The sequence below is a fragment of the Saccharopolyspora sp. NPDC045839 genome, from assembly GCF_056431645.1.
In genome coordinates this window covers 1-14,555 of the sequence record NZ_JBWKKH010000010.1, presented here as the reverse complement: position 1 = coordinate 14,555, position 14,555 = coordinate 1, and the positions used below count along the sequence as shown (strand labels likewise).

At 72.3% G+C, this 14,555-nt stretch carries 13 protein-coding genes; 3 read left to right on the top strand and 10 right to left on the bottom strand.

The features are described from left to right. Positions 1–21 precede the first annotated feature (21 nt). On the bottom strand, positions 22–1,596 hold the full coding sequence (locus tag AC07EQ_RS16230) for a glycerol-3-phosphate dehydrogenase/oxidase (protein ID WP_478388741.1): 1,575 nt from the start codon (positions 1,594–1,596) through the stop codon (positions 22–24). Positions 1,597–1,707: 111 nt separating this feature from the next. Next, positions 1,708–2,364, bottom strand: a complete 657-nt coding sequence (locus tag AC07EQ_RS16225) for a TetR/AcrR family transcriptional regulator (protein WP_478388740.1) — start codon at positions 2,362–2,364, stop codon at positions 1,708–1,710. Between the two features lie 16 nt (positions 2,365–2,380). On the opposite strand from AC07EQ_RS16225, the gene AC07EQ_RS16220 reads away from it, so the two are divergent. Then, complete coding sequence (locus AC07EQ_RS16220) at positions 2,381–4,024, top strand: FAD-binding oxidoreductase (RefSeq protein ID WP_478388929.1); 1,644 nt, start codon at positions 2,381–2,383, stop codon at positions 4,022–4,024. On the opposite strand, the gene AC07EQ_RS16215 is transcribed toward AC07EQ_RS16220, so the two are convergent. From AC07EQ_RS16215 to AC07EQ_RS16205, 3 genes are all read right to left on the bottom strand, one after another. Next, positions 4,005–4,742 carry a GNAT family N-acetyltransferase gene (locus AC07EQ_RS16215; protein WP_478388739.1) on the bottom strand — a complete coding sequence of 246 codons (738 nt, stop codon included), beginning with the start codon at positions 4,740–4,742 and terminating at the stop codon, positions 4,005–4,007. The genes AC07EQ_RS16220 and AC07EQ_RS16215 overlap by 20 nt on opposite strands. 294 nt (positions 4,743–5,036) lie before the next feature. Then, complete coding sequence (locus AC07EQ_RS16210; protein ID WP_478388738.1) at positions 5,037–6,176, bottom strand: MFS transporter; 1,140 nt, start codon at positions 6,174–6,176, stop codon at positions 5,037–5,039. 8 nt (positions 6,177–6,184) lie between these two features. Continuing rightward, positions 6,185–7,360, bottom strand: a complete 1,176-nt coding sequence (locus tag AC07EQ_RS16205) for an MFS transporter (RefSeq protein WP_478388737.1) — start codon at positions 7,358–7,360, stop codon at positions 6,185–6,187. A 90-nt stretch (positions 7,361–7,450) separates the two neighbouring features. Here AC07EQ_RS16205 and AC07EQ_RS16200 point away from each other — a divergent pair, with 90 nt between their 5' ends. Continuing rightward, positions 7,451–7,999 carry a TetR/AcrR family transcriptional regulator gene (locus tag AC07EQ_RS16200; protein WP_478388736.1) on the top strand — a complete coding sequence of 183 codons (549 nt, stop codon included), beginning with the start codon at positions 7,451–7,453 and terminating at the stop codon, positions 7,997–7,999. 55 nt (positions 8,000–8,054) lie between these two features. Here the strand turns inward: AC07EQ_RS16200 and AC07EQ_RS16195 are convergent, their stop codons facing one another. Further along, positions 8,055–9,491, bottom strand: a complete 1,437-nt coding sequence (locus AC07EQ_RS16195; RefSeq protein WP_478388735.1) for an MFS transporter — start codon at positions 9,489–9,491, stop codon at positions 8,055–8,057. A gap of 67 nt (positions 9,492–9,558) precedes the next feature. Here AC07EQ_RS16195 and AC07EQ_RS16190 point away from each other — a divergent pair, with 67 nt between their 5' ends. Continuing rightward, a complete protein-coding gene (locus AC07EQ_RS16190; RefSeq protein ID WP_478388734.1) occupies positions 9,559–10,173 on the top strand; it encodes a TetR/AcrR family transcriptional regulator in 615 nt (204 codons plus the stop codon). A 101-nt stretch (positions 10,174–10,274) separates the two neighbouring features. Here AC07EQ_RS16190 and AC07EQ_RS16185 read toward each other — a convergent pair whose 3' ends face one another. The 4 genes from AC07EQ_RS16185 to AC07EQ_RS16170 all read right to left on the bottom strand — a co-directional run bounded on the left by AC07EQ_RS16185 (position 10,275) and on the right by AC07EQ_RS16170 (position 14,221). After that, positions 10,275–10,667 (bottom strand): hypothetical protein, encoded by a 393-nt coding sequence (locus AC07EQ_RS16185; protein ID WP_478388733.1) that lies wholly within the window; start codon positions 10,665–10,667, stop codon positions 10,275–10,277. A 37-nt stretch (positions 10,668–10,704) separates the two neighbouring features. Beyond that, complete coding sequence (locus tag AC07EQ_RS16180; protein WP_478388732.1) at positions 10,705–13,479, bottom strand: FtsK/SpoIIIE domain-containing protein; 2,775 nt, start codon at positions 13,477–13,479, stop codon at positions 10,705–10,707. A gap of 137 nt (positions 13,480–13,616) precedes the next feature. Beyond that, positions 13,617–13,868 (bottom strand): hypothetical protein, encoded by a 252-nt coding sequence (locus AC07EQ_RS16175; RefSeq protein WP_478388731.1) that lies wholly within the window; start codon positions 13,866–13,868, stop codon positions 13,617–13,619. Positions 13,869–13,960: 92 nt separating this feature from the next. Continuing rightward, positions 13,961–14,221: a hypothetical protein gene (locus AC07EQ_RS16170; RefSeq protein WP_478388730.1), complete on the bottom strand. Its 261-nt coding sequence runs from the start codon at positions 14,219–14,221 to the stop codon at positions 13,961–13,963. Positions 14,222–14,555: the final 334 nt, after the last annotated feature.

The following is a 14,555-nucleotide window of genomic DNA, read 5'->3' as shown; positions in this document are numbered from 1 at the left end:
GGGAGGAACCTCCGCGCGTGCTCAGCCCGAAACGCCGTGCAGCGCCCGCTCGACGAGAGCTTCGACCGCCGGGAGGGCCGACTCGCGTTCCGCCGGGTTCAGCCCGACCCGGCTGCGCCGGTCCAGGACGTCCGCCGCGTCGAGCGCGCCTTCGTGGCGGATCGCCCAGAGCACCTCGGCGGCCGTGAGCCGCAGGCCCGGCGCGATCGGCTCCGCGAGATCCGGGTCGAACTCGGCCAACGCGGCGACGCGCGCGGCCTCGGTGCCGTACTTCGCGATCAGCCGAGCCGCCGCTTCAACATCGGTCAGGTGCCGCCGCGGTGCGGCGCCGACCAGCGCCACGGCCGCGGTGCGCGACGGTCCGGCGGGCAGCCCGCCGGTGCGCACCGCCGCATCGACCGCATCGGCGGCCATCTTCCGGTAGGTGGTGAGCTTCCCGCCGACCACGGTCACCACGCCGTCCGGCGAGGTCAGCACCGCGTGCCGGCGCGACAGGTCCGCCGACCCCTTGCCGCCCGGCTGCGCCAGCAGCGGCCGGAGCCCGGCGAACGAACCGAGGACGTGCTTGCGCTCCAACGGCTGCCCCAGCGCGTCGCGCACGCCCGCGAGCAGGAAGTCCACATCGGACTGCGGAACCTCGGGGACGGACGGGATCGGCCCGGGCACCGGCTCGTCGGTCAGCCCGAGCAGGGCGCGGCCGTCGGGCTGCGGCAGGAGCAGCAGGAACCGGCCCGACTCGCCCGGGATCGGCGCGACCAGCGCGGTCCCGGCGATCCCGGCGGCGTCCGCGTCGACCAGCAGGTGCACCCCGCGCGACGGCCGCAGTTCGACGTCCGGCGCGAGCTCGCCGGCCCACACCCCGGCCGCGTTCACCACCGAACGGGCCCGGATCCGCAGCGATTCGCCGGTCTGCTGATCCACCGCGTCGGCGCCGCGGCCGTCGAGCTCGCGCACGCGCACGCGGGTCAGGACGCGAGCGCCGAAGCCGCCTGCGGTGCGCGCCAGCGCGACGACCAAGCGCGCATCGTCGACGAGCTGGCCGTCGAAGCCGAGCAGGCCACCGCGCAGGCCGGCGGAGCGCAGGCCCGGGATGAGCGCGAGCGCCTCCGCGGCGGGAATCCGCCGGGGCGGCGGGAGCACGTCGGACGGGGTGCGAGCCGTGCGGCGCAGCGCGTCGCCGGCGTGCAGCCCGGCGGCGAGCACCAGCTCGGAGCGGCGCGACACGCTGCCGTGCAGGGGGATGAGCTGAGGGAGCGTCCGCACGAGGTGCGGCGCGGTGCGCGTCATCAGCACGTTGCGCTCGACGGCGCATTCGCGCGCCAGCGCGATGTCGCCGTGCGCCAGGTAGCGCAGGCCGCCGTGCACGAGCTTGCTGGACCAGCGGGACGTTCCCCAGGCGAGGTCCTCGGCCTCCACCAGAGCGACCGAGAGCCCGCGCGCGGCCGCGTCCAGGGCCGTTCCGGCGCCGGTCACGCCGCCGCCGACCACCAGCAGGTCCACCTCGTCTTCGGCGACTGCGGACAGTTCGGCGGCGCGGCGCGCGGCGTTCAGCGAGGTGGCGCGCAGCGAACCGGCGGGCAGCGGGGTGGTGATCATCGGACCTCCGGGCGGGTCGGTGGGGTTCCGGGCGCCGCAGTTTCAATTGAAACTGCGCTCAGTCGACGGGTTCGGCGCGGTGTCGATTGACACCGCCGAAAGCTGGGGTGGTCAGGCATCGGTGGGCTCCGGGCCGAGGGCGCCGTCGAGGAGGTGGGCCAGTTCGGTGGTCAGGGCCGCCGGGTCGATGTCGCCGGAGGCCGGGCGGGCGGAGATGACGAACGACTGCACGAGCAGCAGCAGGGCGCGCGCCTGCACGGCCGGATCGGCGCGGCGGATCGAGCCGTCCTCGTGGCCCCGCACCAGGTGCTCGCGGATGAACCCCTCGGCGGCGAGCTGGGTGCTGCCGAGCCGCTCGACCAGGTAGGGCAGCAGGAGTTCGGCGTCGGTCTCCAGCACCCGCTGCAGCAGCGGCGCCGCCTGCAGCAGCCGGATACCGCGGACTGTCCCCGCGACCAGGAGCTGCCGGCCGTTGCCGGTCTCCTGCCCGGTGCCGGCCAGCTGCAGGATCTCGCCGAACTCCACCGTCATCAGCGCGGTGACCAGGCTGTCGACGTCGGGGAACCGCCGGTACAGCGTCATCCGGCTGACCCCGGCGCGCCGCGCGATCTCCGTCAGCGTGGTGCGCCGGACGCCGTTGGCCAGCACGCACTCCCGGGCGGCGTTCAGCAGTTCGGCATCGCCGACCCGGTTGGCCGCCTGGCGGGCCGGGCGGGCGGGCGCCGGTGGGGTGCTGTCACCTCGAGCGCTGTGACATTGCGACGTCATGTGTAACACTGTACTGGTGAACGGCCTGATCGAACACACCCTCCGCGGCAGCTGGACCCCATCGGGGGCCTCCGCTGCGCCGTTGTCACCACATGCGCTGCGCTGGCTGCGCCAGCGAACCGGCCTGGCCGAGACCGCCACGCCGGCGGTTCCCGCCTCGCTGCTGGAGGTCGCCGAGAGCGACCTGCCGGAAGCGGCGCGCGCCGAGCTCGCGGCCCTGATCGGCGAGCAGCAGGTGCTGACCGACCCCGCCGAACGGCTCGGCCGCGCCGGCGGGATGTCGTACACGGACCTGATGCGCCGCCGCGGCGGCAGCAGGCTCGCGGTGCCCGACGCGGTGCTGCTGCCCACGGATCCGGATCTGGTGCAGGGCGTCCTGAAGATCTGCGTCCGGCACGACATCGCCGTCGTCCCGTTCGGCGGCGGCACCTCGGTGGTCGGCGGCGTCGACGCGCTGCGCGGCGGCAAGGCCGCGGTCGTCGCGCTGGACCTGGCCCGGCTCGACCGGCTGGTCTCGCTCGATCCGGGCTCGCGGATCGCCGTGGTGCAGGCAGGGATGCGCGCGGCGGAAGCCGAATCCCTGCTGGCCGCGCACGGTTTCACGCTCGGCCACTTCCCCCAGTCCTACGAGCGGGCCACCATCGGCGGCTTCGCCGCGACCCGGTCGGCGGGGCAGGCCTCCGCCGGTTACGGCCGCTTCGAGGACATGGTCGAGGGCGTCCGGCTCGCGACACCGGTCGGCGAGTGGCGGCTCGGGGTGTCCCCGGCGTCGGCGGCGGGCCCCGACCTGCGGCAGCTCGCGGTCGGCAGCGAGGGAGCGCTCGGCGTGATCACCGAGGTGGCGCTGCGCGTCCGGCCCGCGCCGGCCCGGAGCCGCTACGAGGCGTTCGTGGTCGACGGCTGGCAGTCCGGCGTCGACGCGGTGCGGGCGCTGGCGCAGGGGCGCGCGCTGGCGGACGTCACCCGGCTGTCCGATGTGGACGAAACAGACGTGCAGCTGGAGCTCTCCGGCGCGCTCAAGGCCCGGTCCCTGAAGACCTACTTGCGAGGCAGGGGAATCCGGCAGCCCTGCCTGCTGGTGCTCGGCTGGGACGCGGCCTCGCGCGGCGAGCTGAAGCAGCGCCGAGCGGCGACCCTGCGCGCCCTGCGCGGACTCCGCACGGTCCGGTTGGGGCGCCCGGTCGGCGAAGCTTGGCGGTCGCACCGGTTCTCGGGGCCGCGGCAGCGCGACGCGCTGCTGGATCGCGGCGTGTGCGTGGAGACGCTGGAGACCGCGACGCACTGGACCGATCTCAGCGAACTGCGCTCCGCGGTGCGGACGGCGCTGGTGCGGAGCCTGCAGGTCAACGACAAGTCGCCGATCGTGATGTGCCACATCTCGCACGCCTACGAGACCGGCGCCTCGCTGTACTTCACGGTGCTGGCGGCCCGCGACGCCGACGACCCGCTCGGCCAGTGGCAGCGGGCGAAGATGGCCGCCTCGGACGCCATCGCGGGCCGGGGCACGATCACCCACCACCACGCGGTCGGCGCCGACCACCTGCCGTGGCTCGAAGCGGAGATCGGCGACGTCGGCGGCGCGGTCCTCGCGGCGGCGAAGAAGGCCGTCGACCCCACGGGAATCCTCAACCCGGGCAAGCTCATCCGGCCAGCGCGGTGATCGCGCGGTAGCGGTAGCCGAGCCCGCGGTACACCCGGAGCGCGGGCTCGTTGTCCGCGTCGACCATCAGCGCCACGCCGCCGTCGCGGGCGAGCTCCGCGGTCAGGAACGAGCAGAGCGTCGTGGCCAGGCCGGCGCCGCGGTGGTCGGGGTGGGTGGTGACGCCGGAGATCAGGCGGATCCGGGGCGCGGGCCAGGAGTCGGCGCCGACGGCGACCAGTGTGCCGTCCGCGCCGCGGATCCCGGCCCAGCGGCAGGCCCCGGGATCGTCGGGGAACAGGTACGACGTCGGGTTCGCCTTGCGCAGCAGGCTGGCGATCGAGTCTTCATCGGCGCCGGTGAGCCACTCGACGCCCGCGGTCGGGGTGCTCGGCGGCTCGGCGGCGAGGTGCATCCACCCGAAGGTCGCGCGCACCTCCAGCCCGAGGAGCTCCGCGACCGGCCCGGCGAGTTCGGCGTCGGCGAGCGGCCGGAGCCGGTCGCTGCGCACCTCCGCCATGACCCGCGCGAGTAGCTCCGCCGCGTCGTCGACCGGGCCGCTGAACAGCACGCGGTCGTACCTGGACAACTTCGGCGCGTAGACGGCCACGGCGTTGCCGTGCTGCCACGCGGCCCCCGCCTCGTGCGGGTACTCCGGCGTCAACGCCTGCGCGCCCCAGCGGACCAGCAGATCATCGGTGGCTCCGGCGACGGCGTCGGCGGATAACAGCTCCTGCATGCCCCGATCGTCCCTCGCGGTCGCCTGGCCGCAGACCCGGGGCCGTTCGGGATCGTTGCGGTAGATCTCTGGCATGGGCATGGCGGGCGATTTCGCGCGAAATCGACGTTCTCCACGCCTGCGGGGTGGCGATTTCGCGCGAAATCTCCACCTCGGTCCGCGCGGTCGGGGCGGATCACGACCATGGCTCCCCGGCTGCGGATGCGGTGCCCTGCCGCAGCTGGACAACCGCGGCGCGAACGGCCCGTTCGCGCCATCTATGAAGGTGAACGGGCCGTTCGCACCGGGGAACCTTCAGGCGCGAAGGGACAGGAGCAGCGCCACCGCTGCGAGGGCGGCGGCGATGAAGCCCAGGTGCTGAGCGCCCGCCCACTCGATCCCGATCGCGCCGATGATGCCGGACGCCGCGATGGCCAGGTAGAGGATCGCGGCGTTGAGCGACACCAGCACCGATGCCGAGCCCGGCGACAGCGTGATCAGCCGGTGCTGCTGCGGCGTCGTGATCGCGAAGGCCGCGATGCCGAAGAACACGACCTCCGCCGTCGCCAGGCCGAAGCTCCCGGTGGTCAGCGGCAGCACGAGCAGGCTGATCACCAGCCAGGCCAGGGCGAGCGCGACGACCTTCCGCCCGCCGATCCGGTCGGCCAGCGCGCCGGCCCCGAAGTTGCCGATCGTGCCGATCGCCCCGAGCAGGAACATCAGCACCGCCAGGCGGATTCCGCTCCCCGCGGTGGCCGGCGCGAACACGGCGGCGATGTAGGTGTACGGCAGGTACACGGCGGTGAAGCCGATGAGCGTCGTCGCCAGCACCACCAGCACCCGCCGGTCGGTCAGCGGCGCGAACCGAGCGCGGAGCGACTCGGCCGTCGGAGCCGCCACGTCGGCGGGCACCAACCGGAGCACGCCCAGCAGGCCCAGCACCGCCAGCCCGGCGACGAACCACATCGTCATCCGCCAGCCGGATACGGCGCCCAGAGCGGTGCCCAGCGGCGCGCCCAACGCGGTCGCGGCGGTGAAACCCGTTGTCACGGCGGCGATGGCGCGACCTCGCCGGTCTTCGGGCACCAGCGCGGACGCCGTGACCGCCGCCGTCGGCACGAACAGGCCCGCCCCCGCGGCCGCGACCACCTGAGCCGCGACCACCAGCGGGAACGACGGCGCGACCGCCGTGGCGATGTTCCCGATCAGGTAGACCGCCACCGCGAGCAGCAGGACCCGGCGCCGCCGCCAGCCCGCGGTCGCGGCGACGAGCACCGGCGCGACCAGCGCGCACGTCAGCGCGAAGGCGGTCACCACCTGGCCCGCCGTGCTCATCGAGACCCGGAGGGTGTCGCTGAGCTGCGGAAGCACGCCCGCGAGCACGAACTCGCAGGTGCCGACAGCGAAGGTGCCGAACCCGAGCACCGGCACGGCCCACCGGCTCGGAGTGTCCACTGCGGATGTCATCGGCGGGCCCCGACCCGGTTCGCGTACTCGGACATCGCCAGACCCGCGACTACGAACACCGCTGCTACCCAGGGCAGTGCGGCGGGGGAGAACGGCAGCGCTGCGGCGCCGATGACCCCGGCCAGCGACACCGCGAGGTATCCGCCGGAGGCGTTGAGCGAGATGACGAAGGAAGCCGCAGCCGGTGCGGCCGCGATCAGCCGGTGCTGCTGCGGCACCGTGATGCTCCACGAGGTGAGCCCGAAGACCACGATCGCGATGACCGCGCCGGCGAAAGTGGCGGTGGACCAGGGCATCACCGCGAAGTTGAGCGCGCCGACCACCATGGCGGCGGCGATCACCCGTCGCGGCCCGATCCGGTCGGTCCAGCCGCCGGCCACCAGGTTCCCGACGGTTCCGGCGCAGCCGGACAGGAACAGCAGCACCGCCAGCAGCATGCCGCTGCCGCCGGTCGCGGCGCCGACGATCACGCTGACGTACGTGTTGACCACGAAGATCCCGATGAACGCGGCGACCGTGGTCAGCAGGATCGCGACGACCTTTCCGTTGCCCAGCGGGGAAAGCCGTTCGCGCAGGCCCGCGGAGGGCGGTGCCGGAACCGGCGGCAGGAGCAGCGCAACGCCGATCCCGGCGGCGACGCCGAGCGCGGCGACGAGCCACATGGTGCCGCGCCAGGTCGCGACCGTCCCGAGCAGCGTGCCGATCGGCACGCCGAGCGCGGTCGACGCGGTGAGTCCCAGCGTCACCAGGGAAATCGCGCGTGCGCGCTGGTCCTCCGGAGCGAGTGCGGCGGCGGTCGCTCCGGCGATCGGCGTGAACATGGAGGCGCCGGCGGCGGCGAGGACGCGGGTCGCGAGCACGGCTCCGTAGGTCGGGGCGAGCGCGGTGGCGATGTTGCCGGCCGCGAAGACGGCGAGCGCGGCGAGCAGGACGCGGCGGCGGGGCCAGTTGCCGGTCAGCGTCGCCATGACCGGCGCGAGCACGGCGTAGGCGATCGCGAAGACGGTCACCAGCTGCCCGGCCTCGGCGATGCTCACCTGCAGATCCGCCGAGATCTCCGGCAGGACACCGGCGACGACGAAGGCGTCCGTGCCCACGGCGAACGTGCCCAGCGCCAGCACCGCCGCCCGGAGCGGGACGCCGCCGGTGGTGGGTTCAGCGGTCTTGGTCAAGGGGGCTCCCCAAAACGGTACCGATCGTTTCCATGTGAGGGACGGTACCGATCGATTCCGTTTTGGTGCAAGCTCGGATATCGTGACGTCATGGCAACGCGCGCTCGAGAACGTCTCGTGGAGGCCGCGGAGCAGCTCTTCTACACCGAGGGCATCCGGGCGGTCGGAGTGGAACGGCTGGTCGCCGCCTCGGGAGTCGGCCGCGCCTCGTTCTACCGGCACTTCGACAGCAAGGACGACCTGGTCGTGACCATGCTGCGCGGCTACGCCGACGCCGTGCTGGAGCGGCTGAAAGCCGACGTCGCCAACCGCGGCGGCGGGCCGCTGGCGGTCTTCGACGCCTTCGCGGAACGTTTCGCGGCGCCGGACTTCCGCGGCTGCGCCTCGATCAACACGATGGTCGAGATGGCGGACCCGGACAGCGCGGCGCACCGCGTCGCGGCGGAGCACAAGGAAGAGGTCACCGACTACCTGGACGGCCTCCTGGTGGAGGCGGGTTACCGCGGCCACCGGCAGCTGGCCGAACAGCTGATGCTGCTGATCGACGGGGCCAACGTCACCGCCCTGCGCGAACGAACGGCGGAGCCGGCCGTACGCGCCAAGGCGATTGCCGCGGCCCTGCTGGAAGCCGCCGCCTGATCCGGCCCGACGCGACGGAATGTCGCCGTTTTCGCGCGAAACCGGCGCCCGCCCCTCAGGGGAACTGCCGGTTTCGCGCGAAAACGCCAAGTTCACCCTTGTGGGGTGGGTCGGGCTCCGCGCCGTTCAGCGGTGGCCGTAGCGCCGCCCCCGCGACGCCGGCCGCAACGAGAATTCCCGCGCTGGCCAGGAATGCCGTGGCGTAGTCCACCGGCGCCTGCGGGTCCTGGGTGCCGGAGATGGAGATCAGCGCGGCGAGCCCGAAGGCGCCGCCGATCTGCTTGGTGGTGTTCATCAGGCCCGCGGCGGCACCGGCCTCGGTGGCGTCCGCTCCGGCGGTGACCGTGGTCGTGAGCGGCGTGTTCAGCAGGCCGCCGCCGAAGGAGAGGACGATCGCCGGGCCGAGGATCCCGGCCAGGTATCCGCTGTCCGCGTCGATGCGGCTCTGCCACGCGAACCCGGCCGCGGCGATCAGCGCGCCGGCGACGATCAAGGTGCGGCCGCTGACGTGGCGCATCAGCCGGGGAGTGAGGAGCCGCCCGGCCACGATGGTCACGAGGGTGTGCGGCAGGAAGCCGAGGCCCGTTTGCAGGGCGGTGTAGTGCAGCACGTCCTGCATGTAGAGCGTGAGGAAGTACCACATCGGTGCCTGGAAACACGCTCCTACCAGCAACATCACCGCGTTGCCCACGGCGATCGAACGGTTCTGGAACAGCCGCGGCGGCACCAGCGGTGAGGCCGCGAATCGGCTTTCGGCCACCGCGAAGAGGACCAGCGCGGCGACCCCGGCGGTGAGCGGCACCAGGGTCTGCGGGGCGGTCCAGCCGAGCGGGACGTTCGTGACGCCGAAGGTCAGGCAGGTGAGACCCGCCGTGGCGAGGATCGAACCGGGCAGGTCCAGGCGGGTCCCGCGCGCCGCGAGAGGGCGGTCGGCGACCAGCACGCGGGCTGCGGAGACGAGTGCCAGTGCGCCGATCGGCACGTTGATCAGCAAGGTGGCCCGCCAGGACAGGAACTCGGTGAGGGCGCCGCCGACGAGATTGCCCGCGGCGCCGCCCGCCACGCTGACCGCGGTCCAGGTCGCCAGCGCGCGTGTCCGATGTGGACCTTCGGCGAACGTCGTCGTCACCATGCTGAGGGTCGCCGGGGCGAGCACCGCCGCGCCGAGCCCTTGCGCGGCGCGCGCGGCGATCAGCGCGGCGGGGCCGGTGGCCAAGCCGCCCACCAGGCTCGCCGCGGAGAACGCCGCGAGGCCGGCCAGGAAGATCCGCCGTCTGCCGTGCAGATCGGCCAATCGCCCGCCCAGCAGCAGGAAGCCGCCGAAGGTCAGCAGGTAACCGTTCGCCACCCACTGCAGGGATTCCGGCGTGAAGCCCAGCTCGGCCTGGATCGAGGGGAGCGCGACGTTGATCACCGAGACGTCGAGCACGACCATCAGCTGCGCTGCGCAGGCCAGCGCGAGTACCGCGCCGCCGGCTCGTCCCTGCCGCAATGGAGCCCTCCACCGTTGATGATACGTCTGTATCAGATACACTTGTATCACAACGGAGGGAGCCGCATTGCCGAAGACCGTCGACCACGACCAGCGGCGGGCGCAGATGGCCGAGGGCCTGGTGCGGGTGGCCGCGCGCGAGGGCCTGCACGCGGTGACGATGCGTTCGGTGGCCGCCGAAGCCGGCGTCTCGCTGCGGCTGGTGCAGTACTACTTCCAGACCAAGGCCCAGCTGATGCACGACGCCTTGCGTCACTTGGAACGGCAGAGCCAGGAGCGGTGGACGGCACGGCTGGAGCGGATGCCGAGCCCGCCGTCGGGCCGCGCCTTCGTCGAAGCGTTCCTCGCCGAGGCGCTACCGACCGACGAGGTGAGCCGGGCCTTCCACCTCGTCGGCGCCTCCTACGCGGTGCTGGCGATGACCGATCCGGAACTCGCCGACCAGCCCTTCGTTGCGGGCCTGAACCACCTCGAAGGACAGCTCGGCGACGCCTTGCGCAGGGCCCAGGCCGACGGCGAGCTGTCGCGAGATCGCGACGCGTCCGTGGAAGCGGCTCGCCTGATCGCGCTGAACCACGGGCTGGGCACGGCAGTCCTCGTCGGCCAGCGGACCGGCCAGGACGCCGAGGCCGTGCTGCGCTGCCACCTCGACGAGCTCTTCGCCGCCCCAGGCGAGTCCTGACCCATCGTTCCTGCAGGTCAGGGCCCGTGTGTGGTTTGTGTTGCTATAGCGACCAAAAGCGCGCACGGGTCCAGCCGGGCGGAACGGTGTTCGTGACCTGGTCAGGAATCCTTCTTGCGGCGGGGGCGGAGACTCGCTGCGAAGCGGGGCTTCTCGAGCGCGTTGTAGAACGCCATGTAGGCCTGCTGGACATCGCGAAGCGAATCGTCCGGTGTGGACGGTGCGGCCTTGCGGTCCGGGTCGGGCATGCTCGTGACCCGCATCCACCGCTCGTTCCACAGCGCTTCCATCGCGGCGCTCCACCGCTTGCGCACGTCGTCGAACACCTTCTCGCGCTGCTCGTCGGCGGCCTCCCGGCGCTGCTTCCCCGCCGCGACCGCCTCGCCGAGCTTGTCGGCCCGCTCGCGCTCGTGCTTGCGCAGCTGCTGCGCGGCGGTGGTGGCCCGTGCGGTGATCTCCTTGTACCGCTCCGCGGCCGGAATCTGCTCAGTCACCGGCTTCCTCCCGGATCTCGCACCGCTCGTCCGCCGCTCACGGCGACGGCACCGGCTTCGCCTGGTCGCCGAGGTCGAAGGGCAGGATCACCTCGGGCCGGGAGTGCACCGCGCGGTCGAAGAACAGGCCGCGCCGCGCCCGCGGCGACCAGTTGACCACCTGCCCGGCCGCGAACGCCGCCAGCTCCTGGCCGTGCACGTCGAAGGCGACCCAGGCGCCGATGTCGTCGACCGGGCCCATGCCGAGGGTGTTCTTCACGCGCTGCGCGCTGCGCCACCAGCCGATCACGTGCACCCGCAATTCGGGACCCTGCTTGAGGATCTTCCGGAGGTGGTCTAGCCCGCTGACGCGGGTGGTCGGGTCCTTGCGCTCCAGCGTGGTGTGCGCCGCGTCGGCGGCGTAGAGCACCAGGACGTGCGGCACGTCGGCGCCGGATCGCTGGTCGATCGTCTCGGCGGTGGCGGCCAGCGCGGCCTCGATGCCGTCCAAGTCGACCAGCTCGACGTCATGACCGTCGATGCGCAACGCCTCGGCGACGCCGCGCGCGTCGTCGTCGACGTCGTCGAGCAGGGTCGCGATGGTGAACTTGATGCTGCCCGGAACGTATTGGCGCGCCAGGGAAAGCGTCGCCGTGCCGAGCACGCTGGTCGCATCCGCCAGCACCGATCCGATCACCGCGATGTTGCGTCCCGGCGAGCGCACGAGCCGGACCGCGGCGGCAGTGCCGTTGACGTCGATGATCTGCCCGAGCAGGACCTTCGGCACCGCCACCGGCGCCCGCAGCTTCGCGTAATCGTCCAGTGTGGACAGCCCGGGCAGGTTCGAGCCGTCGAACAACCGCGGCGGCGGGGCGTTCTTGTCGCGCCGCTTCCACAGCTCCTGCTGCAGCGCATCGAAGGTGTTCTTCGCGGTGGCGTCCGGGATGCGCGCGATCTCGTTGCCGTGCTTGACGCCCGACTCGTGGTTGACGACCGCGTGCCAGCGCGGCAGCTCCAGCGCGGCGTTGTTGTTCTGGTCGGCCAGCACCCGCCGCGCCTTGGGCAGCGCGATCCGCAGGATGAACTGCTCGAAGATCGCCGGCTTGCCCCAGAACGCCTCGATCCCGGACACGTCCTGGCTGGCCAGCACCAGGTGGATGCCCTGCGACCGGCCGCGCCGCGCGACGTCCTCCAACAGCGCGGCGGCCTGCGCCGTGACCGGGTCGCGCTCGGCGAAGAGGTACTGGAACTCGTCGATCACGGCGACGATCCGCGGCCACCGGCCGTTCGGGTCCTCGGCGCGCAGCTCCTCCAGCTTGGTGACCTCGTGCTCCTTGGCGGACTCCGCGCGCCGCCGCATCTCGTCGGCCAGGAAGCGCAGCAGCGCCAGCCCGAACTCGCGGTCGGTGTTGACGTTCACCCCGACCAGCTGCGCGTGCGGCAGCCAGCTCGGGTCGCGGCGGCCCGGGGTGAACTGGGCGAACGACACGCCTTCCTTGAAGTCCAGCAGGTAGAGCTCCAGCTCGTCCGGCGAGTAGCGGGCCGCGAGCCCGCCGAGCATGCCGTAGAGGAAGTTCGTCTTGCCCGATCCGCTGGGGCCGCCGATCAGGGTGTGCGGGCTGCCGTCGCCGAGGGTGATCCACACCGGTTCGCCCTCGTTGAACCCGACCGGCGCGTGCAGCCCGGCCGTCGAGCGCTGCGTCCACAGCTGCTCCGGCACCAGGTCGTCGAAGGTCCGCACCCGCGCCCGCCGGGCGAGGAACGCCTCCGCGATCGCCGAGCACGCCTTGGTGACCTCGTTGCGCGACGGCGATTCGTCCAGCTGCACAACGGCTTCCGGCCCGGTCATGCTGGTGCGCGCCCGGTCGCCGCCGAGCAGCCGGATGGACTCGATCGCGCTGTTCACGGTCAGCGAGAGATCCACGACGATCAGCTGGATGCCGCAGGCCAGGCCGTTGCGCGCGATCCGCTGCAGCTGTTGCTGCTGCTCCTCGCGCAGCGCCTCGCCGTTGCCGAACAGCACCGCGACCCGCCAGGGCTCCGAGCGGTGCCCGTTTTCCGCGGCCAGCGAGCGCAGCGAGGTGTGGCCGCCCACCAGCGAACTGGTGTGGATCCGCCGGATGTGGTCGGAGAGCGCTTCGAGCATCTCGTCGAGCCGGGTCGGATCGTGCGCCGTCAGCAGGCCCGCGCGCGTCAGCGGGTAGAGCCCGGGCAGCGTTCCGGTCAGCTGCGCGACGTCCCAGACGTGGATGCGCACCAGACCGGGCTGGAACCGGCTGAGCAGCCGCAGCAGCAGGTTCTGCACCAGGGCTTCGGCGGATTCCGGGTTGCCATCGGTGACGATCCGCAGGTGCGACTCGTCCAGCAGCGGGACGGCGGCCGGGAACGGTTGCGGGTCGGGCGAATCCGGGACGGTCGCGGTGCCGATCCGCCACAGGCCGGGTGGCGGCGCGGCGGTGTCCTGGGTGCCGGCCTCGCCGAGCCATTCCGGCCACGGAAGCCCCGCAGCGCCGGGAGCCGCCTCCGCGACGAGCCCGCCGAGCTGCTCCGGGCCCTGCTCGGTCCACTCGGCGTAGATCTCCGCCCGCTCGCGCAGCGCCTCCCGCATTGCGGCCTGGAAGACCGGGTTCTCGGGATTGGCGATCTCCGCCGGTTCGCGTTCCGCCGCGGCCACCCCGACCTGGGCGATGCGCAGCGCGTACTCCTGCTGCGAGCATTCGGCGAGGACGCGGTCGTGCTCCTGCTCGGCGGCGCCGAGCGCGGAGGCGATGCTGGTTCGCAGGCGCTCGAAGGCCGCTTCGATCCGACTCCGCCGCTCGTTGCGTTTACCCACGCCCCACCTCGGAACCCGTGTTACAGACCGTGATCAAAATACCACTCGACGAGGAGCCGAGCAGGCCCCTGGTCCACCCATGCACGGGGGCGAATGTGGCTCGGTTGAGCGCCGAAAGCCGAGAACGCCGCCGCGTCCTACAACCGGGTGGCGAAGTCGCGCACCGTGTTGAGGACGTGCTCGATCATCCCCTGGGATCGCTCGATCTGGTCATCTGCGCGGTGCAGGCTCGGCGGCACCACCGTCTCCGGGTGTTCCGGGTCGAGCTTCGCCAGCGCCTGCTCCGCCTCGGACAGCGCGGTCCGGCTGGTGCCGAGGTGGGCGCCCGCGTCCGTCAGGTGTTCCTCCACGAGGCGCAACGTCTGGATCAGTTCGTCGAGTGTCGACACGGTGCCACAGAGCCTGTCTACGAGGTCGGGTTGGACTTCTGTCGTTGCGGCGATTTCGCGCGAAATCTCCGTCCCTGCCGAGCCGCCGGGACCTAGAGGCGGCCCGCGTAGCCCTCGGTGGCGTTGATCGTGGCGCTGATCTGCGCCTGCACGCCGCTGACCACCTGCATCACCTCGGCGAGCGAGCCGTGCGCGTGCTGCATCTCCTCCTGGGAGCTGCCCTGGGTGGCGGTGACAAGGGCCGATTGCGCCTCTTCGAGCGCGAGGTTGCCCTGTTGCAGGGCGGCGATGCTTTCCTGCATCTTCTGATTCGCCAAGGCAATTCCCGCGCGAACTTCTTCGACGCCCGCCATCTGGACTCTGGACCTCCGTGGTGCACAACGCTGTATCGGTCCACAAGTTAGCGCCCGGTGGCGGCGACGGCGCAGGCAGGTGGGTGCGGATGATCACGACGCGATCGCGGTGCGTGACGACCAGGGAAATTGATCACCCGGCCGGCAGCCCGACCTCCTGAAATGCGCCCTTTGCCCCGTTCGGCCCTCCGGTGCACCCGCAATTTCAATGGAAATCGGACCTTCGATTTCCATTGAAATTGGGCTCTTGTGACGTTTCCGTGGGTGGTGTGAGTGGCTGGTTTGGCCATGGAGTTGGGGGCACGCCGTTGCTGCGTCTAGGTTTCTGGCTTGT

Bases quoted from the DNA above. Each gene is read 5' to 3' on its own strand.
- AC07EQ_RS16225 (WP_478388740.1), bottom strand. From the start codon at position 2,364: ATGACGTCGCAATGTCACAGCGCTCGAGGTGACAGCACCCCACCGGCG.
- AC07EQ_RS16170 (WP_478388730.1), bottom strand. From the start codon at position 14,221: ATGGCGGGCGTCGAAGAAGTTCGCGCGGGAATTGCCTTGGCGAATCAG.
- AC07EQ_RS16230 (WP_478388741.1), bottom strand. From the start codon at position 1,596: ATGATCACCACCCCGCTGCCCGCCGGTTCGCTGCGCGCCACCTCGCTG.
- AC07EQ_RS16200 (WP_478388736.1), top strand. From the start codon at position 7,451: ATGGCAACGCGCGCTCGAGAACGTCTCGTGGAGGCCGCGGAGCAGCTC.
- AC07EQ_RS16215 (WP_478388739.1), bottom strand. From the start codon at position 4,742: ATGCAGGAGCTGTTATCCGCCGACGCCGTCGCCGGAGCCACCGATGAT.